At 68.1% G+C, this 21,489-nt stretch carries 14 protein-coding genes; 9 read left to right on the top strand and 5 right to left on the bottom strand.

The annotated features are described in order from the left end of the window. Positions 1–214: 214 nt before the first annotated feature. The gene (locus ACIQ6O_RS01580; protein ID WP_396206009.1) at positions 215–2,044 is read right to left on the bottom strand and encodes an ABC transporter ATP-binding protein; all 1,830 of its coding nucleotides are present in this window, start codon (positions 2,042–2,044) and stop codon (positions 215–217) included. Here ACIQ6O_RS01580 and ACIQ6O_RS01575 point away from each other — a divergent pair. Next, positions 2,043–2,912 carry a hypothetical protein gene (locus ACIQ6O_RS01575; RefSeq protein WP_396206008.1) on the top strand — a complete coding sequence of 290 codons (870 nt, stop codon included), beginning with the start codon at positions 2,043–2,045 and terminating at the stop codon, positions 2,910–2,912. The genes ACIQ6O_RS01580 and ACIQ6O_RS01575 overlap by 2 nt on opposite strands. Before the next feature lie 220 nt (positions 2,913–3,132). On the opposite strand, the gene ggt is transcribed toward ACIQ6O_RS01575, so the two are convergent. Then, positions 3,133–4,947 (bottom strand): gamma-glutamyltransferase, encoded by a 1,815-nt coding sequence (gene ggt / locus ACIQ6O_RS01570; protein ID WP_396206007.1) that lies wholly within the window; start codon positions 4,945–4,947, stop codon positions 3,133–3,135. 56 nt (positions 4,948–5,003) lie between these two features. After that, positions 5,004–5,663, bottom strand: coding sequence for a hypothetical protein (locus tag ACIQ6O_RS01565; RefSeq protein ID WP_396206006.1), 660 nt, complete (start codon positions 5,661–5,663; stop codon positions 5,004–5,006). Positions 5,664–5,891: 228 nt separating this feature from the next. Between ACIQ6O_RS01565 and murQ the strand changes: the two genes are divergently transcribed. Genes murQ through ACIQ6O_RS01550 form a run of 3 tightly spaced genes read left to right on the top strand, consistent with a single transcriptional unit; the run spans position 5,892 to position 9,498 of the window. Then, positions 5,892–6,827 carry an N-acetylmuramic acid 6-phosphate etherase gene (gene murQ / locus ACIQ6O_RS01560; RefSeq protein ID WP_396206005.1) on the top strand — a complete coding sequence of 312 codons (936 nt, stop codon included), beginning with the start codon at positions 5,892–5,894 and terminating at the stop codon, positions 6,825–6,827. Further along, a complete protein-coding gene (locus tag ACIQ6O_RS01555; RefSeq protein ID WP_396206004.1) occupies positions 6,827–8,020 on the top strand; it encodes an anhydro-N-acetylmuramic acid kinase in 1,194 nt (397 codons plus the stop codon). Before murQ ends, ACIQ6O_RS01555 begins: the two co-directional genes overlap by 1 nt. Beyond that, positions 8,017–9,498, top strand: a complete 1,482-nt coding sequence (locus ACIQ6O_RS01550; protein ID WP_396206003.1) for a glycoside hydrolase family 3 protein — start codon at positions 8,017–8,019, stop codon at positions 9,496–9,498. The genes ACIQ6O_RS01555 and ACIQ6O_RS01550 overlap by 4 nt, the downstream gene beginning before the upstream one ends. A gap of 28 nt (positions 9,499–9,526) precedes the next feature. Here the strand turns inward: ACIQ6O_RS01550 and ACIQ6O_RS01545 are convergent, their stop codons facing one another. Further along, positions 9,527–10,690 (bottom strand): PP2C family protein-serine/threonine phosphatase, encoded by a 1,164-nt coding sequence (locus ACIQ6O_RS01545; RefSeq protein WP_396206002.1) that lies wholly within the window; start codon positions 10,688–10,690, stop codon positions 9,527–9,529. A 336-nt stretch (positions 10,691–11,026) separates the two neighbouring features. On the opposite strand from ACIQ6O_RS01545, the gene ACIQ6O_RS01540 reads away from it, so the two are divergent. From ACIQ6O_RS01540 to ACIQ6O_RS01520, 5 genes are all read left to right on the top strand, one after another. After that, entirely contained in the window at positions 11,027–12,880 is a 1,854-nt protein-coding gene (locus ACIQ6O_RS01540) for an N-acetylmuramoyl-L-alanine amidase (protein ID WP_396206001.1), read from the top strand. Continuing rightward, positions 12,853–15,876 (top strand): hypothetical protein, encoded by a 3,024-nt coding sequence (locus ACIQ6O_RS01535; RefSeq protein ID WP_396206000.1) that lies wholly within the window; start codon positions 12,853–12,855, stop codon positions 15,874–15,876. Before ACIQ6O_RS01540 ends, ACIQ6O_RS01535 begins: the two co-directional genes overlap by 28 nt. A gap of 181 nt (positions 15,877–16,057) precedes the next feature. Next, a complete protein-coding gene (locus ACIQ6O_RS01530) occupies positions 16,058–17,413 on the top strand; it encodes a carboxypeptidase regulatory-like domain-containing protein (protein WP_396205999.1) in 1,356 nt (451 codons plus the stop codon). Further along, positions 17,410–18,846, top strand: coding sequence for a carboxypeptidase regulatory-like domain-containing protein (locus tag ACIQ6O_RS01525; RefSeq protein WP_396205998.1), 1,437 nt, complete (start codon positions 17,410–17,412; stop codon positions 18,844–18,846). The genes ACIQ6O_RS01530 and ACIQ6O_RS01525 overlap by 4 nt, the downstream gene beginning before the upstream one ends. 148 nt (positions 18,847–18,994) lie before the next feature. Then, the gene (locus ACIQ6O_RS01520; RefSeq protein WP_396205997.1) at positions 18,995–19,486 is read left to right on the top strand and encodes a gamma carbonic anhydrase family protein; all 492 of its coding nucleotides are present in this window, start codon (positions 18,995–18,997) and stop codon (positions 19,484–19,486) included. 14 nt (positions 19,487–19,500) lie between these two features. Here ACIQ6O_RS01520 and ACIQ6O_RS01515 read toward each other — a convergent pair. Next, positions 19,501–21,489: amidohydrolase family protein (locus tag ACIQ6O_RS01515; protein ID WP_396205996.1), on the bottom strand; the 1,989-nt coding region annotated here is incomplete at its 5' end.

The following is a 21,489-nucleotide window of genomic DNA, read 5'->3' as shown; positions in this document are numbered from 1 at the left end:
CGTCGAACGGCGAGCATGAGAAACGAGCCTGGATAGAAGCGAGACGCCAGTTCTCCAGAAGCGAGAAGCGGGGACGACACCCTCGCTTCTCACCTCGAGAACGCTGAGATCTCGCTTCTATCCGGGCTCGCTTCTCATGCTGATAGCTCGATTGTCATGCTGACCACTCGGGTCTCACCGCTCGACTCTCAGCGAGAGCGCGTGTCCACACGAGTCACGCCGCCTCGATGGCGTCGAGCAGTTGTTGCCGCCGCAGCAGTTCCGCGTACCGCCCGTTCTGCGTCACCAGCTGGTCGTGGGTGCCCTGTTCCACGACACGGCCGTCGGCAAGCACGATGATGTGGTCGGCTTCGCGCACCGTACTCACGCGGTGCGACGCGATCACGGCCGTGCGACCGATGAGCGCTTCGCGCAGGCCATGGAGAATGGCGGCTTCGGTGTGCGTGTCCACGGCGCTCAGCGAGTCATCGAGCAGCACGACATCGGGGGTGCGGGCGAGTGCCCGAGCGAGCGCGGTCCGCTGCTTCTGGCCGCCAGACAGATTGATGCCCCGTTCACCGAGCTTCGTCTCGAAGCCATCGGGGAGGGCCGCGATCGTGTCGTGCAGCTGGGCGATGCGCGAAGCCTCATCGCGACGACGGTACGCCTCCGTCGCGCTGATCGCGGGCGAGGTGAGGCCGTAGGTGATGTTGTCACCCACGGTCTCACTGAACAGCAGGCTTTCCTGCGGCACGAAGCCGATGCATGCCCGCAGGGTTTCGAGCGGCAGGTCGCGGATGTTCACACCGTCGAGCAGGATTTCTCCCTCCTGCGGGTCGAACAGGCGCGGGACGAGATCCATGAGCGCACTCTTGCCCGACCCCGTGGCGCCGACAACGGCCAGCGTGCCGCCGGCGGGCACATCGAACGACAAATCGCGCAGCACCCAACGTGCGTCGTCGGTGTGTTCGCTGCCGCGCGCGGCGGGGTAGCGGAACGACACGTGGCGGAACTCGAGACGACGGCCGCGTCCACCCGGTGATATGGTGGCCACACCGGTGTCGTGCACAGCGGTGGGTTGCGCTTCAAGGACCTCCAGCACGCGCGTGAGTGAGGCCGCGCCGCGTTGGAAGAGATTGGTCGTCCACCCGAGCGCGATGAGTGGCCACGTGAGCATGCCGAGGTAGAGCGTGAAGGCGAGATAGTTGCCTACGGTGATGCCGCCCTCAATGAGCATGCCGCCGCCAACGGCGATCGTGACGGCAGTGCCGAGCCCAGCGAGGAGCGCGAAGCCCGGACTCATGAGCCCGTTCAACTTGGCCAATGCCATGTTCGCGTGCAGGTATTCTTCGCCGAGCGCGTGCCAGCGCGTCACCTCGGCCCCTTCCTGTCGGTAGGCGCGCACCACGCGCACGCCGGAGACGTTTTCCTGCGCGCGCGTGCTCAGCCGGCTGAACTGCTCTTGGGCCCGTTCGAATCTGGCGTGTACCAGGCGACCGAGCCGCAGCATGAGGAAAGGCAGGCCAATCATGGGCAGCAGGGCAGCGCCAGTGAGGAGCGGTGAAATCCGCAGCATCATCACCAGGGCGAACAGCCCACCGAACACCGTGTTGGTGAAGTACATGACCGCCGGCCCGGCGGCCATGCGTACCGCACTGAGGTCGTTGGTGAGGCGCGCCATGATATCGCCGGTGCGCCAGCGCGCGTACCACGCGGCGTCGAGCGTCGTGAGGCGCGTGAAGATGTCGCGCCGCAGATCGGTTTCGATGTGCCGGCTCACGCCGTTGAGCGTGTTGCGCATGGTGAAGCGGAGCACACCCGCGACGGCGGAGGTGAGCACCATCACCACGCCCAGTTGCCACACCTCGCGCGCGGGGGCACCGTCGCGCATACGGTCGAGGCCGCGTTGCAGGTACGTGGGGATCGACGTGGCGAGCGCTGCCGATGTGACGACCGAGGCGAGCCCGAGCGCAACCTTGAGGCGATACGGGTGGTAGTATGGGAGAAGGCGGCGCAGCGTTCGCCACGCGCCCAGTTTGCCCTTTTCCCCCGGGAGTTTGCCCATGCGTCAATATATCCGTCCGAATCGTGTCCCCCTGACTACGACGTTGTCGGCTGCGGCACTCATGGTGCTGGCGGCCTGCGGAGGAGCCAAGGACGACACCGGCGCATTGGCGAGCGATTCGACGCTCGGCCGCGACCTGGCGTTGGCGCAGCAGGACAGTGTGCAGCCGCAGCTTCAGGATGTACCGGCGGCGCCTGAGCCCGCACCTGCTCCGGACGCTGCACCGGCGCCCGCTCCGGCCCCCAGGCCAAGCCCGAAGCCCAGGCCGGCACCTTCCCCCAAGCCCGCGGCGGCCACGCCGGCGCCGGCGCCCGCACCGGCAACGCCGGTTTCAGGGACGGTGGCAGCGGGCGCGCGCCTCGAGTTTGCGAACGGCACGAAGGTGTGCAGCAACACCGTGGCGGTGGGCGACACCTTTACGGGTGAGCTCACGAGCCCGGTGAGTGCCACCAACGGCATCAGCATCCCGGCCGGTGCCACGGGTACGTTCGAGGTCGCCGAAGCGAAGACGGCGCAGAACAGCAACGACAATACGACACTGGTCGTGCGGCTCGTCTCGGTCCAGTTCGGTGGAAAGACCTACCCGGTGCAGAGCACGGTGCAGGTATCCAGTGCGGAACGCGTGCGGAGCGCCAACAAGGCGTCCGATGCCAAGAAAGTGGCGGGCGGCGCGATTCTCGGTGCCATCGCGGGCCAGGTGATCGGCAAGAACACCAAGGGCACCGTGATTGGCGCGGCTGCGGGCGCGGCCGCAGGGACGGCGGCCGCAGCCGCGACGGCGAACTACGACACCTGCATCGCGGGAGGCGCGACGATCGCGGTGACGCTGGACGCGCCAATCACCGTGCGGCCGGCGCCGGTACCGTAACTGAGATCTGAGACTACAGCGTCGAGAGACGAGTGGGGCGAGACGAAGAGTTGAGCCCGGATAGAAGCGAGAGGTCAGTCGTCTCGAAGTGAGAAGTCAGGGCACCGCGCGCTGACCTCTCAACTCGAGAGTACTGACCTCTCGCTTCTATCCGGGCTCACTTCTCAGTCTCGCCCCTCGACTCTCATGCTCCCCGCTCGAATCTCACCTCTCAAATCGCTCAATAGCCGATCGCGCCGCCGGAGCGTCGGGGTTCCGGCTGCCCTTCCCATCCTCCCTTCACGCGCATGATCGCGTTCACGTTCACGAGGCTGCGCAGTTCGCGCATCGCGTGACCGAAACCGCGCAGGGAGTCGAGCACCGCGGGCTTGATGCCCCCGGCCTCGAAGGTGAGGGAATCGGGCAGGGCCTGATGATGAATGCGCGGCGCGCGCATGGCATCGCCGAGTGACATGCGATGCTGGATGACGTTGAGGATCACCTGGCTGGTGCCGGTGATGATGGTGGGGCCGCCGGCGGCGCCAGCCACCATGAGCACCTGATCCTTCGGGTCGAGCACGATGGTGGGCGACATCGCGCTCAGCATGCGCTTGCCGGGCTGGATGGCGTTGGCCTCGCCCTGCACGAGCCCGAACATGTTGGGCTTGCCGGGTTGTGCGGCGAAGTCGTCCATCTCGTCGTTGAGCATGAAGCCGGCGCCGCGCACCCACACCCCTGAGCCCCACGAGTTGTTGAGCGTGGTGGTGGTGGCCACGGCGTTGCCCTTCGCGTCGACGACAGAGTAATGCGTCGTGTGCTCGGGCTCACGCGCCGCCTGCTGCATGAGCGGTTCGAGCTCGCGCGTGGGCGTGCTGCGCGTGTCGGCAATCGTGGCCTTGAGCTTCGCCGCGTACGTCTTGCTCGTGAGCTGCGCCAGCGGCACGGGGACGAAGTCGGGATCGGCCAGCTTCGCGTTGCGGTCGATGAACGCGCGCTGGTACGCACTGCCGACGAGATGGAACCAGCGGGTGCTCCCGTACTCCGGGAGCGAGGGATACTGCTCGAGAATGTTGAGCGCCTCGGCCGTGGTGACACCGCCGCTCGAGCTCGGCGGCATGGATAGCAGCCCGTAGCCGTGGAACGTGGTGCGAATGGGGGTGCGCCACGCGGGCGTGTACTTCGCGAGATCGGCCTTGGTGATGATCCCGGTTACGCCCTCCGCACCGCGCTGCATTTCGGCCACGAGAGAATCGGCGATCCAGCCTTCGTAGAACGCCTTGGGGCCACGATCGGCGATGGCCTGCAGCGTACGGGCAAGATCCGGCTGCACGAGACGCGCTCCCGCGGCGAGCGGCGCGCCGTTGGGAGTGAACGGTGAGTTGCGCTGGTAGCGCACGAGGGTCTTCGACGCGCGGTCGATGCTGGTGGCGAGCGCGGTGTCCACCACGAATCCGTCACGCGCGAGCGCGATGGCTGGCTGCATCACCTTGGCGAGTGGCATCGTGCCGTAGCGCTCGAGCATTGCCGCGAGCCCGGCCACGGCCCCTGGCACGCCCGACGCGAGATGTCCGTAGATGCTCTTCGCTGTGAGCTGGCCATTGGCGTCGAGGTACATGTCGCGCGTCGCCGCGAGCGGGGCCACTTCGCGATAGTCGATGGCCGCCGTGCGTCCGTCGGCCATGCGCACCACGGTATAGCCACCACCGCCGATGTTTCCCGCCTCGGGCCACGACACGGCGAGCGCAAAGCCGAGGGCAACAGCCGCGTCCACGGCGTTGCCGCCCTGCTTCATGATCTCGGCGGCGGCGGCACTCGCTTCCCTGCTGTTGCTCACCGCCATCACGCTCGGGGCAAACGTGGCGCGCTGACCGCTGGGGAGACGCCAGCCCGCAGGAAATTGCGCAGCGACACGTTCAGGAATGGCCGGATCACCCAGCGGTTTCGCCGTCGTGGTCGATGACGCGCCCGTGCTGGGCGTGGAGGTGCCGGCGCACGCGCTCAGCGCGGCCGACGCAGCGAGGGTGGCAAACAGAAAGCGCGAGGAGGGAGCGCGCATGGGAAGACCTGTGCTTGACGGGTGGGAAGAGGGAACGGGCGCGGTGTGCCGCTGCCTCAGAATTTGAACCGCAACGTCGCCCGTGTCGCGCGCGTGCGATAGGTTCGGCTGGCATCGCTCGGCAGCTTCTCCTGCGAATGCCAGCCCATGCCGAAGTCCTGCACGAGGCCGAGTACGAGACCCGGCGAAAGGGTATAGCCGAAACCGAAACCAAGCGAGCCGGCGAAGTCCATCTGTGTGGTGCTCGGGCCGATCGGGGCGGCCGTCGAGTCCCGCGTACGCAAATTGCGGAAGCCGTTCACGCCCCCCTGGGCCTCGAAGTAGGTGTGAAAGCCGGGGCTACCGCCGCTGCGGAACTGGCCCATGAGCTGCCAGGTCTCCAGCTGCGCGTCGCAGCGGTTGATACAGACGGCCCGGGGATCTGGCGTCACCTGACCGGGCACGGCGAGCCGGGAGACATTCACGTTCATCACGCCGTAGCCGGCGGATACGCCCAACGTGGTCGCAATGTCGAGCGCTTTCTCGATGGTACCGCGTGCCTGCCACTGCGGGGTCGTGCCGAACTCCCATCGTGCACTCGAGGCGCCGTCGGTGATGGTCCCCATGACCACCCCGGCTGCGCCACCCGACACCCACCACCCCTGACTGGGGCCACGCGGTGCCTGGCCGCCAACGGTCGGTCGTCCGCGAATCTGGGCGTGTGCGAGCGTAGCCATGGCGCACAGCATCAGCGGGACGGCCACAAGCGGTCGCCAAGCCGACCGGGTGCTACGAGGAAATACCGGGCTCAACAGGGCTCCGAGGTTGACCTTCCGTTAAGTTACCTAGGCGTCCCCCGAACAGGCACGGATCCGCGGGAATTCCCGACCGTGCGGACGTATTGCGCACCGCGCTCCAGCGAGGCTCGCGCCCCTGTGTCCGTGCCGCCCCCTCAGTCACCGCCTGTGTCCGCTCCGACGCTCGACCCGCGGGTCACCGAACGTCGCAATCCGCGCACCGTCAATGTTGATCTCGCGTCGCCGCTCGAGATCGTCGATCTCATCAACGCGGAAGACCGGGCCGTGGCCGACGCCGTGGCCTCGCAGCGCGAACCCATCGCGCGCACCATCGCGGCCATCGAAGCCGCGTTCCGGGCCGGCATGCGGTTGCTCTACGTAGGAGCCGGCACGTCAGGACGACTCGGTGTGCTCGACGCGAGCGAGTGTCCCCCCACGTTCGGTACCGACCCGCGCATGGTGGTGGGGATCATCGCCGGTGGAGACCACGCGCTGCGCAACCCCATCGAAGGCGCCGAAGACGACCCGTCCGCCGGCGCGGCGGAGATGGTGCAGCACGATGTGACCGCGGGTGACGTGGTGGTGGGGATCGCGGCGAGCGGCACGACGCCGTTTGTGCGAGGCGCTCTCGAGCAGGCGAAGGCGCGTGGGGCCACCACGGCGCTCATCGCCTGCAGCGAGCCCCCCGAGGCGATGAAGGCGCACGCCGACATCCTCATGCTTCCCATCGTCGGGCCCGAGGTGCTTACGGGCAGCACGCGGCTCAAGGCAGGGACCGCCACCAAGCTGGTGTGCAACATGCTCACCACCGGTGCGATGATTCGCGTGGGGAAGAGCTACGGCAATCTCATGGTGGATCTGCGCGCCACCAACGTGAAGCTGCAGGATCGCGCCGAGCGCATCGTGTGCGAAGTCACGGGACTCGCACGCGAGGCCGCGCGCACGTTGCTCGAGCAGGCTGACGGGCGCGTGAAGCGCGCACTGGTGATGTACGCGCTTCAGGTGGATGCGGCCACCGCCGACGCGCGCCTGGCCGAGGCTGGCGGCGTGATTCGCAAGGTGGTGCCGCACGCGCCGCCGCCCGTGACCGCTCCCGACGCGTGATGACGATGGCGCCCAGCGCCGACCGTGAACGGCTGTTGGTCGGCCTCATGTCGGGCACGTCGCTCGACGGGATCAGCGTGGCCGTGGTGGCGTTCGGCGAACGGGATGGTCGGGTGTACGCCGACCTGCGCCACTTCGCGCAGCGCGCCTACGGCGATGCGGCGCGCGCGCGTCTCGCCGCCGCGATGCACGGCGCCAGCGCACAGGAGTACTGCCGCTTGCACACCGACCTGGGCACATGGCTCGGTGAGGCCGCGCGTGATGCCATGCGCGACGCCGGCGTGTCGCCGCTCGAGGTGCACGCCATTGCGTCGCATGGCCAGACGCTGTGGCACGAGCCGGGACATAGCACGTGGCAGATCGGCGACGCCGCGCGTATCGCCGAGCTCACGGGGTGCGCCGTGATCAACGATTTCCGCACGCGCGACATGGCTGTGGGCGGGCAGGGCGCGCCGCTGGTGCCCATGGCCGACCTGCTGCTCTTCTCCCACGAGACCGAGTGGCGCGCGCTGCAGAACATCGGGGGCATCGGCAACGTCACACTCGTGCCGCCTCGCATGCTGCAGCAATCTGAACCCACGCGCGCGTTCGATACCGGCCCCGGCGTGGTGGTCCTCGATGGTGTCACGCAGCGGTTGTTCGGCCAACCGTTCGATCGGGACGGCGCGATCGGCGCAAGCGGACGCATCCTCGAATCCGTCCTGCGTGACCGGCTCGATCTGCCCTATCTGCACGAAGCGCCACCCAAGAGCACGGGACGTGAACTGTTCACCCCCGCGTTCATCGACGACTTCATCGCCCGCGGTCGCGCCGCTGGTGGCGCCGATGCCGACATCGTGGCCACGGCGGCGGCGTATACCGCCGCGACCATCGCCGGGCAGTATGCCATGTGGTTGCCGGTGATACCGGCCGACTGTGTGGTGTCGGGTGGTGGTTCGCGCAATCCGTTCCTGCTGCACTGCCTCGACGGGGCCTTCGCGTGGCACGCCGAACGTACCGGCAAGACCATGCCGGCGGTGCAGCATTTCGATGCGTTGTTCTTCGACGCCGAGGCCAAGGAAGCGGTGGCCTTCGCGTTGCTCGGCTATCTCCATCTCACCGGGCGGCCGGGCAATGTGCCCAGCGCCACCGGTGCGCGTGCGCCGCGAGTCCTCGGCGCACTGACTCCCGTTGCGAAGAGTGTGTTGTCATGAGCGAACAGTCGCGTCGCGACCTCGCGCAGTTGTTGCTGCCGGTCATCCGCTGGACCCCGGATCGCGGGTTTTCCGAAACGCGCGCCCTCATCGATCACGCGCTGTCGTTGGGCGTTGGTGGATTTCTGCTGAGTGGCGGTGAGCAGGACGGGGTGCGCGCGCTGGCCAAGGAGCTGCAGCTCAAGTCGAAGCATCCGCTGCTGCTGGCCGCGGAACTCGAGCGGGGAGCCGGACAGCAGTTCGCCGGCGCCACTGGATTGCCGCCGCTGGCGGCGATCACGGCACTGGGGGATATCGAGGCGCTGCGACGCGCGGCGCGTCTCACCGCGCGCGAGGCGCGCACGATGGGCGTGAACTGGAACTTGGCGCCGGTGTGCGATCTCGATCTGCTCGCCGAGAATCCCCTGCTCGGTACGCGTACGCTCGGCAACGATGCCCGCAAGGTGGCGCAACTGGTGCAGGCGTGGGTCGAAGCCACGCAGGCCGAAGGGGTGATGGCCTGCGCCAAGCACTTCCCGGGCATCGGTCGCGCCAACCGGGATTTCCACCGCGAGGCGACGAGCGTCGATACACCGGCTGACCAGCTCAAGGAGCTCGATCTGCATCCGTTCCGCGCCGCCATCAGCGGCGGCGTGGCGAGTGTGATGACGGCGCATGTGGCCTATCCCGCACTCGACAGCAGCCGGGTCCCCGCCACGCTCTCCCGTGAGATCCTGCAGTGGCTGCTGCGTCAGCAGCTCAAGTTCGACAATCTGCTTGTCGGCGATCTCATGACGCTCGCGGGCGTGTGCGAGGGGCGCGAGGTGGCCGAGGCGTGCGTGCAGGCGCTTCGCGCCGGCTGCGATGTGCTGCTGTCGCCGGGCGATCTCGATACCACGCTCGATGCCCTCGAGAAGGCGCTCGACGACGGGACACTCGACCCCGAGCGCGTGAAGCAGAGTGTGCGTCGTCGCCTCAAGTGGGCACAGTGGGTGTCACCGCCGAACGATTGGCGTCGCCCGAGCGGTGCCGATACCGCGTGGGGCGCGTTGCTCGCCGACAAGGTCCTGCGCATCGAGCACGGACCGGTGCCGCCGATGGCCGGCGTCACTGAAGTCGCGATCGTCGACGATGATGACGATGTGGAAGGACGTCGCCCCGATCGTACCGGTATCGTCGACGCGATGCGGCTTGGTGGCAACGACGCGCGCATCGTGAACGCGCCCACCCCCGCGAGTGCCGGGCCGTTCGTGATTGCGCTCTTTGCCGACTATCTCCCCAACAAGGGACGGCACACGCTTCGCGAGGACACCATCGCGGCGGTGCAGGCGCTGGCCGAGCAGGCCGTGGCGATGCATCGCGACGTGGTGCTGATCGGCCTGGGCGACCCGCGGTGGGTACAACAGCTCGCGATGGACGTGCCCACCGTGATCGCGTGGAGCGGTGACCGCGTCATGCAGCAGGCAGCCGGGCGCGGGCTGCTGCGCGCCAAGCGGTAGAGGAGGGGGCTGGCCGCGAACGGTGCGGCTAGCCGCGCAGGAACCGGAACGCCGTCCACACAGCGGCGGCAATCGCCACCGCGGCGAGCGGCAGGAACACCGGCTGAACGGCGCGGCGCCGCTCTTCAGCGTCGGCGGCCTCATCGCTGGCCCGATCGGCCGCTGGATCGTCCCCCGTTTCGGTCATGCGCTTTTCGACGAACAGGTGATCGGGCTCGGTCACTGGCACGCCATCGGCCGGGGTCGATCGGCGAATACCGTTCTGTGCCGTGGGGTCGCTCTTGATTGGCGTGCGCGGCGCGCGCGGGATGACCGTCATCTCCTTCATCTGCTCGAAGAGCGTACCCGCCAACGGAAACGCCGTGTATCCCACCGTATCGGCGGTGTTGCAGGGGGTGAGCCCCTCGCCGTCGAAACGCACGGCCACCACGGTGATGTTGTCCGGTCCGCCGCGCGCATTGGCACGGTCGACGAGCTTTCGGCACATCATCCGCACATCGGGCTCGGTCGCCGTGAGCGATGCGATCTCCTCCGCCTTCACCATGCCCGAGAGGCCGTCGCTGCACAGGATGAGCGTGTCACCCTTGCGCAGCTGCTGGTGGGTGAGGTCAACCGTGACGTGTGCTTCCGGCCCCAGCGCCTGCAGGATGATGTTGCGACGGTCGCTGACCTCCGCCTCTTCAGGAGTAAGCTCGCCCGCTTCGACCAGCCGCTGCATCAACGACTGGTCCTTCGTGAGCTGTTGCGCCTTGCCGTCCCGCACGAGGTACGCCCGGCTGTCGCCTACCTGCACCAGATACAGCCGGTCACCCAGCAGTCCGGCAATCGTGGCCGTGGTGCCCATCCCCCGATGCTCCGGGTAGTCGCGCGCGTGCTGATGGATACGCGCGTTGGCGGCCACGGTGACGTCGCGCAGCGATTCGGCGAACGACTCAGCCGACAGTTTCGCGTTGGGCGTCCAACGCTTGCGGAGCCCCTCCAGCACGAGCTCGCCCGCCATGCTGCTGGCCAACTCCCCCGACGCGGCGCCGCCCATGCCGTCGGCCACCAGAAACAGGAGCCCGTGCGCATCGGCGCCGATCTCCTGGTGCCCCTGATCGAATTCGACGGTCGCCCCGGACTCGAGGTCGGCCACGAGGAAGGTGTCCTCGTTGTGTTCGCGCGACCGGCCCACATCCGTCAGCGCAAACACCCGAGCCACCACTCGGTGGTCATCGCTCGGTGGCTGCGCTGAATGGGAATTGAAAGCGGGAACGGTCACAGCGTCTGTGTGTCGGGCCTGTGCGGCCGTAGGGCGGGGGTCTGAAATCCCTACGGACGGGATCGCCGGAGGTTGCACCAGCCAGCCGGAATCCGAAAGAGCGGAATACTGACCGCCTCTTCAAGATGGCCGGGGCTTCGGTACGGGGTCAAATTCGGAGTTATGCGGAGCTCCCCCTGTTATTTGCCCCGAGCCGCCTCGCCGTGGCTCCCGTTCAGTCTGCTCGTTCTCCTCGGCGCGTGCCGTACCAGTCCGCCGCCCGCGCCGGTGCCTGTTCCTGCTCCTGCTGCCCCGTCGCCGGGCCCGGGATTCACGCCCGGGCTGCCGGCCGTGCCGGAGGTGCGCGGTTCCCCGTTGGCGATCACGGTGCGGTACCCCGCCGTCAACCAGCTGGTGTCGGCCCGTGACTCGAATTTTCTGCTCGGGAGCGTGGGGTCGGGGGATGCGACGCTGTCGGTGAATGGCATGCCGGTGCCGGTGGCGCCCAACGGCGCGTTCCTGGCGTGGCTGCCGCTGCCGCCGGCGACAAGCCCGCGCTACGACCTGCTGGTGACCCGCGGGGCCGACACGGTGCGGCGCTCGGTCGCCATTCGGTATCCGGTGCGCCGGGCATTGCCGGCCGCCGGTGTGTTGCGGGTCGACAGCAGCTCGGTGGTTCCGGCGCGTGGGTGGTGGGCCAGGCCGCAGGAGCTGCTGCGGGTCAGCGTACGGGCGCCACGGAACGCGCGCGTGACGCTGACGGGTGCCGACGGGGTGCGTCGCCCGTTGGTGGCGCCGGTGCCCGCGGCCGTGACTGACGGAGGGCCGGGCACGCAGGCCGTGCCCGATTCGGTGACCGACGCCTCGGTGGTGTTTGCCACCGACGTGGCGGCGCAGGTGCTGGCCGACAGCGCGAGACCGGCACGCCTGCTGGTGGCGCGCGGTTCCGATTCGCTGCTGCTTGCGGTGCCGTACGTGCGGGCATTGAGTGCGACCAGTCGTGTGGTCGGCGCGCTCCGCAGCGCGAACCGCGTGGGGAGCGATACCGATCGGGCGATCAGCGCGCGCACCATCGTGAACGGGACGTACAAGTGGCAACTGCTCCCGCAGGCGGTGCTGGAGGTAACGGGGCGGCAGAATGGGTTCACGCGCGTCCGCCTCGACGAGGCGCTCGACGTGTGGGTGGACAGCGACGAGATCACGCTCCTCCCCGACGGAACACCGCTGCCGCGGCGTGTGACCGGGGGCATTCGCGTCGCGCCGCTCGAGGAGTACGCAGACGTGGTGATCGGCATGGGCGATCGTCCCGCGCACCATGTGGAGGCGGAGGGGCGCACCCTGGTGCTCACGCTGTACGGCGTGCAGGCTAACCCCGAGATCTCGCCGCTGCAGGGTGGTGCGGCCGGAGGCGATTCACTGGTGCGCCGCATGGTGTGGGAGCAGGTGACGAGTGATCGGGTGCGCGTCACGCTGCATCTCTCGCAACCGGCGTATGGGTGGCTGTCACTCTGGGACGAGGCACGCCGCGCGTTCGTGCTGCGGGTGCGTCGCGTGCCCCGCATCGACGCGGCGCAACCGCTCAAGGGACTCACGATCGCGGTGGACCCCGGGCATCCGCCCGCCGGCTCCACCGGACCCACCGGGCTCTACGAAGGGGATGCCGTGTTTCCCGTGGGGCTCAAGCTCGCGGAGTTGCTGCGGGCGCGCGGCGCGAACGTGGTGATGACGCGCACGAGTCTCGCGCCGGTGGGCCTCACCGAACGCGCGGTACAGTCGCGCCGGGAGAATGCGCACGCCTTCATGAGCATCCATCTCAACGCGCTCCCCGATGGCGTGAATCCGTTCACCACCAACGGTACGAGCACGTTGTTCTATCACAACACGAGCGAACCGCTGGCGCGCGAAGTGCAGCAGGCGTTGCAGGCGCGCTTCGGCCTGCGGGACCTTGGGGTGCACTACCAGAACCTCGCCATCGCGCGTCCGAGCTGGTATCCGAGCGCACTGGCCGAGGGGCTGTTCGTGATCATCCCCGAGCAGGAAGCGGCGATGCGCGACGAGGCGTTCCAGCTCAAGTTTGCGGAAGGGATGGTGGTGGGGCTGGAGAAGTACTTCGCATGGTTGAAGAGGGAAGCGGGGAGGTGAGGGGGGCGCTGGCGTGGGGGGCGCTGGCGAAGCGTGTGCTGGTGTGGGTCGTGCTGGCGCTGTTTTCTGCGGTGTCGGCGGAGGCGCAGACCGACCCGCGTGGCGCCTACCGCACCATCTCCACGTCGCACATCCGTCTGCATTTCCCCGTCGCGCTCGACTCCCTCGCGCGTCTGGCTGCGGTGCACGCCGAGCGCGCGTACGCGCAGCTGAATGCGGAGCTCGTGGCGCCGCGTGGGGTGATCGACGTGCTGCTCACCGACAACACCGATGTGAGCAACGGCTACGCCACCACCTTTCCGAGCAACCGGGTGGTGGTGTACGCGGTGCCGCCGCTCAATTCGCGGGAGCTCCGCTTTCACGATGACTGGCTGCGCATGGTCATCACGCACGAGCTGGCGCACGTGTTCCATCTCGATCCGGCGCGCGGGCTGTGGCGGCTGGGGCGGGCGGTGTTCGGGCGTAACCCGCTTTTCTTTCCCAACGCCTTCACGCCGAGCTGGGTGAAGGAAGGGCTGGCGGTGCACTACGAGAGTGCGCTCACGCAAAGCGGACGCGTGGTGAGCACCGAGTTTCCCGCCATGCTGCGCGCGGCGGCTCTGGACAGCGCGCTGGTGCCTTTCGGGCGATGGAGTCTGTCCACGTCGCGTTGGCCGCGTGGTCAGACGGCGTACGGCTACGGCACCACGCTCATGGAGCGGGCGAGCGACCGTGCCGACGCCTCGGCCGACACGGCGCTGGGGATGCGCCGGTTCGTGGAGACCACGGCGCGGCATCTCATCCCGTTTCGGCTCAACCGGAATGCGCGTGTGGCGTTCGGGGCGCGCTTCAGCGATCTGTGGCGCGGCTATTTCGATTCACTGCGCACGCGGAGTGCCGCGGAGATAGGCGGAGGCGCAGAGAGCTGGCGTACGGTGAGTACGCACGGGTGGTACGCCGAGTCGCCGCGCTGGGTGGGGAACGACTCGCTGGTGTGGAGCGCGAGTACGGGGCGCGAGGTCACCGGGTTGTATGTGGCGTCGGTGCGCGGTGGTGAGGCCACACGTATCGCCTGGCGCAATGCGCTCGACGTGAACGCGCCGGTGGATTCGTCGCTCTCGCGTGTGGTGTTCGCGCAGCTCGAGCGCCGCGATCCGTATGTGCTGCGCAGTGATCTCTATGTGCGCGAAGGCGCGCGCGAACGCCGGCTCACTCATGGGGCTCGCCTCACGCAGCCCGATGTGCGCCGCGATGGCCGTATTATCGCCGTGCAGTTCGCCCCGAATGCGAGCCGGCTGGTACGCGTATCGCCCGATGGTCGGGACATCACGCCGCTGCACCCGCTGCAGCAGGGCGTGAAATGGGCGGAACCCCGGTGGTCGCCACGCGGCGATGAGCTCGTGGCGGTACAACTGCTCCCCGACGGTGTGCACCGCGTGGTGGTGCTTGGCGAGGATGGCACCATGCGGCGCGTGGTGGCCGGCGAGCGCGGGGTGTTTGCCAGCCCGTCGTTCACGCCGGATGGCGCACGGCTCGTGTGGGCCAGTGATCGCAGCGGGCGCATGCAGATCGAAACCGGTGTGCGAGGCGCGCGGGGCGTGGTGGACACCACGACGTGGCGGTCGGGGAGCGGCGCCACGGCAGTGGGGGCCACGGCGTATGCCGTGTACGAGCCGAGCGTGTCACCCGATGGTCGGCAGGTCACGGCGCTCATGCAGCGTGGTGACGGGTTCCATGTGGTGGTCGCGCCACTCGACACCACGGGGGGCATGGCGCGTACCGGCTGGTATGCGGCGCGGACCGCTGAACTCGACTATGCCGACTCGGCCCGCGTGGTGGCCAGCGACGCGCGCGGGTATGCGCCGTTGCGTCAGCTGCTGCCGCGATACTGGCTGCCATTGGTGGGCGAGGGACGGCTGGGCGATGCCACGCTCGGGGCGAGCACGAGCGGGGTGGACATCCTCGAGCGTCACGCGTGGGACGTGAGCGTGCTGTCGGCGGTGTCCCGTCGTGAGATCGACGCCTCGGCGAGTTACCGCTACGCTGGCCTCGGCGTGCCCGTGGCAGGGCTCGACGCCTCGCAGGAATGGGACGGTACTTTCCGTGTGGCAAGCGACTCGGGGAAGACGCTGGGAAACGTCGCCCGCCGCCGGCGCTTCCTCACGGCGTCGCTCACCACGGTGGTGCCGCGCGTGCGTTGGAACTACGTGAACACCGTGGGCACGCAATACGAGATGCGTGACTTCACGGCGCCGGCGGATTCCATCCTGGGAGCGGCCAACTCGCTGCTGCGTCGTGGTACCCGCTATCCCAGTGTGTACGTGACCAACAGTGTGAGCACGGCGCGGCTCGCGCTGCGCGGCGTGAGCGTGGAAGAGGGGATCACGTTGTCGCACAACCTGCAGTATCGCTGGCGCAGCGGCGGCGCCAACACGGGCTCGTGGCGCTCGGTGGTGAGTGCGCGTGGGTATCTGCCGCTTCCGCTCCCCGGCTACGCGCGTCACGTGTTGGCGGCACGGGTGGTCAGTGGTGAGACCGACACTCGGACGCAGACGGAGTTCAGCGTGGGCGGCACGAGCGGCGTGCTGTCTGAGCTGCTCCCGGGGCTGCGTGTCGGCGATCCTGCCCGCGCGTTCCCCGTGCGTGGCGTGGCGCCGGGTGTGCAGCGCGGTTCGCGCGCGCTCGGTGGCACGGTGGAGTATCGGGCGCCGCTGCTGATGTTCCGCCGGCTGCCGAGTCCGTTCACGTTGTACGCCGACCGGTTGAGCGTGGCGCTGTTCAGCGACGCTGCGCGCGCCTGGTGTCCCGCATCGCTTCGTGCCAACACGGCGGTGTGTTTGCCGCGCGGCGCTCGTGACGGGATCATCGCGAGCGCGGGCGCCGAGTTGGTGGTTGATGTGGCGGTGCAGTACGACGCGCCGTATCGCGTACGGGTGGGAGCCGCCGCACCGTATGCCGCGCCGACGGGAGTGAGCCGGGGTGGGGCATTCTACGTGACGCTCGGCGGGTATTTCTGATGTCGCGGCTGTTCTTCCGAGGGTCACCAATCCGCAGATTGAAGCCAGTATACGCACGCCCCACACTCGTTTTTGGGGAGCGGGAATGACACGCAACGCACTGACCTTGGGGTTGGTCCTCGCCGGACTGTTGGCCGGATCGGGGCGTGCGAATGGACAGCCAACCGCTCGATTGCGCGGTATGGTGTTCGATAGCGTGTCCAAAGCGCCGCTCGCCAACGCGGCGATTCGCGTGTTCCGGAGCGACAACGCCGGCGACGGTGTCGACGCCCGCACCGACTCCACGGGCGCATTCAGTGTGTCCGGGTTACGCGCCGGGACCTGGCTCTTGTCGTTCCTGCATCCGCGTCTCGATTCACTGCGGCTCGAGCCACCACTGGCGCGTGTGGATGTGGTGGAGGCGGGCGACATCGATGTCACGCTCGCGGTGCCCAGCGGGGCGTCGCTGGCGCGCGCATTGTGTGGGGCAACACTCGACGACAGCACGGCCGTCGTCGTGGGCGACGTGCGCGATGCCGCGGCGCGTTGGCCGTTGGTTGGCGCCACTGTGCGTGTGACATGGCCCGAATGGGTGTTCGCCAAGAAGGCGATGGCCCGGGAGGACGTCGCGCGCGTATCGCGCACTGACAGCACGGGGCAGTTCGTCCTGTGTCGGGTGCCTCAGGGTACCACGGTTACCGCGCTCGCGTATGTCGGCGCCGATACCACGGGCGTCATCGAGCTGACGGTGCCCACCGCTGATTACGTCGTGGCCGATTTCGTCATCGATCGAACGGTCGGTGGTCTCGTTTCACCAGTCGCTGGCGCGAGCGGGGCAACGGGCAAGCGCGGGCGTGGGGCCGTGCGCGGCGTCGTTACGACGCCCGACGGCAAGCCGTTCCCCAACGCCGTGGCGCGTGTCCTCGGCAGTGGGTCCTCCGTTCGGAGCGATAGTGCGGGTGTCTTTCGTGTGATCGATGCCGTGGCTGGTACGCAGACCGTGGAGATACGCGCCGTCGGGTTCGAACCACAGCGGCGAAGCGTGGTCCTGCGCCCAGGCGACGCGCTCGATCTCGCCTTCACGATTACCAAGTCGAGTGTGCTGCTCGATACGATTCGCGTGATTGCCGGGCGCAAGCTGCCGCCAGAGGTCGTGCGGCTCGAGCAACGGTGGCGACGAGGGTTCGGCGTCTTCATGGATGCCACCACGATCCGTGAACGCACAAGCACGCGTATCACCAGCGCGCTATGGGGTATTCCCGGCGTTCGGCTCGGGACACGCAGCGGTGCCGGCAACTCCGTGTGGATGCGCGGCGTCGGTGGGGGCGAGTGCGCGGCCCCCGTGTTTCTTGACGGCTTCCCACTGGACATGGGGGACATCTCCATCGACGAGCTCGTCTCGCCGCTGGAGGTCGTCGCGGTGGAGGTCTACGCGCGTTCCGCGAATGTCCCTGCCGAGTTCATGAATCCGTTCAACTCGTGCGGCGTTCTCCTCGTCTGGACCCGTCTGGGCGTCGGAAACGTTCCAGTGATCGACCCTCGACGGAGCCGCCGATGATGAAACGCATGGCTGGTGTCTGTGCGCTGTGGCTGGCCTTTGGGCAGCCGGCGGAGGCACAACCTGCTGCCCGTTTGCGCGGCGTGGTCTACGACAGCGTGTCGAGAGCGCCGCTCGCCAACGCGGCGATTCGCGTGTTCCGCAGCGACAACGCCGGCGAGGGATTGGACGCCCGTACGGACTCCACGGGCGCGTTCAGTGTGCCCGCATTAAGAGCCGGGACGTGGCTCTTGTCGTTCCTGCACCCGCGACTGGACTCACTACGCCTCGAGCCACCACTGGCGCGCGTGGATGTGGTGGAGGCGGGCGATATCGATGTCACGCTCGCGGTGCCCAGTGGGGCGTCACTGGCGCGGACGCTCTGTGGCGTGACTGCGGATGACAGCACGGCGGTGGTCGTGGGCGACGTACGCGATGCGGCGTCACGTCGTGCCCTGGCCGGCGCCAGCGTGCGCGCCAGTTGGCCTGAATGGGTGTTCGCGAAGAACGAGATGGAGCGTGAGTTGGTAGCGCGGGTGGCCCGTACCGACAGCACCGGGCAGTTCGTGTTGTGCGGCGTCCCGCAGGGAACTACGGTCACGGCGCTCGCCTACGCGGCAAGCGACAGCACAGGGGTAATCGAGCTCGCGATACCGAGTACCGAGTACGTGGTAGCCGACTTCGTGCTGGATCGCAGCGCGGATTTCGTGAAAACCGACAGCGCCGATGCCGCATGGCGACGCGGCACCGGGGCGGTGCGCGGTCGTGTCACCACGGCCGATGGCGCGCCCTTCACCAGCGCGGTGGCGCGCGTGCTCGGGAGCGGCACCGCGGTGCGTACCGATAGCAGCGGCGTGTTTCGCATCAGCGATGCGGCGGCTGGTACGCAGACGGTGGAGGTACGCGCCGTGGGCTACGATCCTATCCGCCAGCGCGTAGAGTTGGTGCCCGGTGAACCCGTAGCGGCCGCGTTCACGTTGGAGAAGTCGCGCGTGACGCTGGATACCGTGCGTGTCGTGGCCGGCCGCAAGTTGCCGCCGGATGTCGAGGCCATCGAGCGGCGTTGGCGCCGAGGGCTTGGTACCATTTTGGACGGACGCACGGTGCGGGAGCGCACGAGTACCAATCTCACGAGCGCGTTGTGGAGCATCCCCGGCGTGCGACTCGGTATGCGCTTCGGCTACGGCAATACCGTGTACATGCGCGGTAACGGCGGACAGGAATGCATTCCCATCGTGTACCTCGACGGGTTCCGCTTCATCACTTCCGGACTCTCGCTCGACGAGATCGTCCCGCCGAGTGATGTGGCTGCACTCGAGGTGTATTCGCGCCCCATGCAGCGCCCCGCCGAGTTCACCGAACTCAACGACTGCGGGGTCCTGGCGGTGTGGACGACCCGTTTTCTCGGCAACATCCCGGTCATGGATCCACGCAAAAAGCCGCGCAATCGTTGACGCGCGCAAGTGAAGAAACCGGGCCCGCCGCGCAGCGGCCGGGCCCGCAATGTTCTACCATACTCCTCCCGTCTGCCGTCTGTAGTGCCTGCCGTCTGCCGTCTGCAGGTCAACCGCTGTTACTCTCGCCGTTACTCCCGCCGTTCCTATGCCCCACGCCCCCTACATCCACGAAACCGCCGTCGTCATCGGTGATGTCCATCTGGCCGAGGACACCAGCGTGTGGCCCACCGCCGTCATCCGCGGCGATGTCGAGCGTATCACCATCGGCGCGCGCAGCAATGTGCAGGACGGTGCCGTCATTCACGCCGATCCCGGTAAGCCCACCATCGTGGGTGAGGACTGCGTGATCGGCCACCGCGCCATCGTGCACGGCAGCATCCTCGAGGACTGCGTGCTCGTGGGAATGGGCGCCATCCTGCTCAACGGCGTGCGTGTGGGGAGCGGCAGCATCATCGGCGCCGGGGCGGTGGTCACCGAGAACACCGTGATCCCGCCCGGTTCGCTCGTGGTGGGGGTGCCCGCCAAGGTGGTGCGGAACCATGGGGACGCGGCGCGCGCCGGCATTCTCGACAACACCGCGCACTACGCGGCGCTGGCGCAGCAGCACCTCCGTGGAGTGCTGCCGCGCCACACGTAGCCGCTACGGCGTGGTCATTGCGGCGGCAGTTCCTTCCACCACCACTGCGGCGGCAGCTTCTTTTCGCGCGGCCACACTTCGTCAAGCGTGTTGCCGTCGTACAGGCGGCCGTTCTTCATCACGTGACGGATGGAGTTGGAGTTCTGGATGTCCGTGAGCGGGTTGCGGTCGAGGATCTGCAGGTCGGCGAGCTTGCCCACCTCCAGTGAGCCCAGATCACGCCCCATGCCGATGGCGTCGGCGCCGTGCAGCGTGGCGGCGCGCAGTGTTTCATAGGGCGTGAGACCGCCCGACTGCATCATCCACAACTCCCAGTGCACGCCAAGCCCCTGCACCTCGCCGTGTGAGCCAAGACCCACGCGGCCGCCGGCCCGCACCATCTTGGTGAGCTGTGCGGCGAGTCCCTTGAAGATGTACTGCTCCTCGCGGAAGTAGTTGCCACGCTTCCACGAATCGAGTTCGTCGTGCGGCGTGAAGCGGCGCAGCTTGGTGTCGGTGTCGAGGTTGTAACGTGTAAGCCAGTAATCGAGCCCGATGGGGCCACCGTATCCCACCACGAGGGTGGGGGTGTAGGTGATGCCGCTCGCCGCCTGCAGCTTGATCACGTCGTCGGCGAGCGGGAACACCGGCAGCGCATGCTCGAGGCCGGGATAGCCGTCCTGCATGAGCGTCATGTTCATCGTGAGGTTGGACCCGCCCTCGGTGGTGGCGGTGAGGCCGAGCTCACGCGCCGCCATGATGACCCACTGCCGCACCTTGCGATCGCCCACGAGGTACTGCTTGATCGTCTGCGTGTTGTAGTGATCGGCGTAGCGGCGCAGAATGTCGCGGGCTTCGTCGAGGCTCTTGATGTTGTCGGCCGAGAAGATGCCGGGGCCCGTGGAGTAGAGTCGCGGGCCGATGAGGGCGCCCGTCTCCATCAGGTCGTGGTACGTGAGAATGTCGGTAGCGGACGTTTGCGGATCGCGCTGCGTGGTCACGCCGTACGCGAGGTTGGCGAGCAGCTGCGTGACCTGATCGCGGTGCACGCCCCAGCCGAACCAGTTGTGCGCGTGGATGTCCACGTAGCCGGGGATGATCGTGGTCCCGCTCACGTCCATCACCTTGGCGTTCTCGGGGATGGCCACGCTGCCACGCGGCCCCACGGCGGCGATGCGGTTGTCGGTCACCACCAGGTCGCCGTTCTCGATGATGGTGCTGTCCTTCATCGTGACGAGGCGGGCGCCGCGCAACACGATGGTGCCGCGCGGCTTGTCCTTGGCTGCGGTGATGGTCACGTCGAAACGCTGCGGCGCGTAGGCGAAGGCGGCACGACGGGTGGTGTCACGCGGTGCATTGGGCACCGGCGTGGCGTTGGCGAGGGAGTCGGCGCGCTGCACCGAATCCCGCACGGCCCCTTCGGCGGTGCGCACGTGCCAGCGGAAGTAGCTGCGGCCAATGGAGTAATGCGCCACCGCTCCGTCGGGCGACCAGCCGATGAAATCGCCGCCGATGCGGGTGAGGCGCGTGGTGGGTACGCCGGCGCCGTTCACACTCACCGCCGGGGCCTGCCCCACGACTGGTGGCACGGTGACCATGTACACGTTGTTGTTGGCCAGCACGAGCGCGCGCGATCCGTCGGGGGAGAGCAGCACTTCGTCGGGCGTGGGCGGCGGGGGCGGCGTGGCGCCCGGCGGCAGCGGTCCCGTGGGCGGTGGCGGTGCGGACACGCGTACCACCACTTTCCGGTCGCTGCCATCGAATCGCATACTCACCAGTCCTTCGGTGCCCGCCCACACGTACAGGCGCGTGCTATCGGGGCCCACATGCGGCACGTTGCGTCCCTGCTGCGACGTGGCGGCGCCGCTCCACGCCACAGCCGTCACGTCGCCGCCGGCCGCGGGCAGTGTCACGTACTCGAGTTCGCCGTTGGCGATGTTGCCGAAATCCTCGAACTGGCGCAGGCGGCTGAAGCGCGACCCGCGCGCCGCCATGAGGCGCGAGCCGTCCTTGGTATAGGCGAT

The organism is Gemmatimonas sp., from assembly GCF_044345575.1.
Lineage (GTDB): Bacteria > Gemmatimonadota > Gemmatimonadetes > Gemmatimonadales > Gemmatimonadaceae > Gemmatimonas.
The sequence above is the reverse complement of the archived record's forward strand: the minus strand, read 5'-3'. Positions and strand labels throughout refer to the sequence as shown.

Coding starts and splice junctions, on each gene's coding strand:
- ACIQ6O_RS01565 (WP_396206006.1), bottom strand. CDS start 5,663: ATGGCTACGCTCGCACACGCCCAGATTCGCGGACGACCGACCGTTGGC.
- ACIQ6O_RS01575 (WP_396206008.1), top strand. CDS start 2,043: ATGCGTCAATATATCCGTCCGAATCGTGTCCCCCTGACTACGACGTTG.
- ACIQ6O_RS01535 (WP_396206000.1), top strand. CDS start 12,853: ATGGTTGAAGAGGGAAGCGGGGAGGTGAGGGGGGCGCTGGCGTGGGGG.
- ACIQ6O_RS01525 (WP_396205998.1), top strand. CDS start 17,410: ATGATGAAACGCATGGCTGGTGTCTGTGCGCTGTGGCTGGCCTTTGGG.
- ACIQ6O_RS01530 (WP_396205999.1), top strand. CDS start 16,058: ATGGTGTTCGATAGCGTGTCCAAAGCGCCGCTCGCCAACGCGGCGATT.
- ACIQ6O_RS01580 (WP_396206009.1), bottom strand. CDS start 2,044: ATGGGCAAACTCCCGGGGGAAAAGGGCAAACTGGGCGCGTGGCGAACG.
- ACIQ6O_RS01520 (WP_396205997.1), top strand. CDS start 18,995: ATGCCCCACGCCCCCTACATCCACGAAACCGCCGTCGTCATCGGTGAT.
- ACIQ6O_RS01555 (WP_396206004.1), top strand. CDS start 6,827: ATGACGATGGCGCCCAGCGCCGACCGTGAACGGCTGTTGGTCGGCCTC.
- ACIQ6O_RS01550 (WP_396206003.1), top strand. CDS start 8,017: ATGAGCGAACAGTCGCGTCGCGACCTCGCGCAGTTGTTGCTGCCGGTC.
- ggt (WP_396206007.1), bottom strand. CDS start 4,947: ATGCGCGCTCCCTCCTCGCGCTTTCTGTTTGCCACCCTCGCTGCGTCG.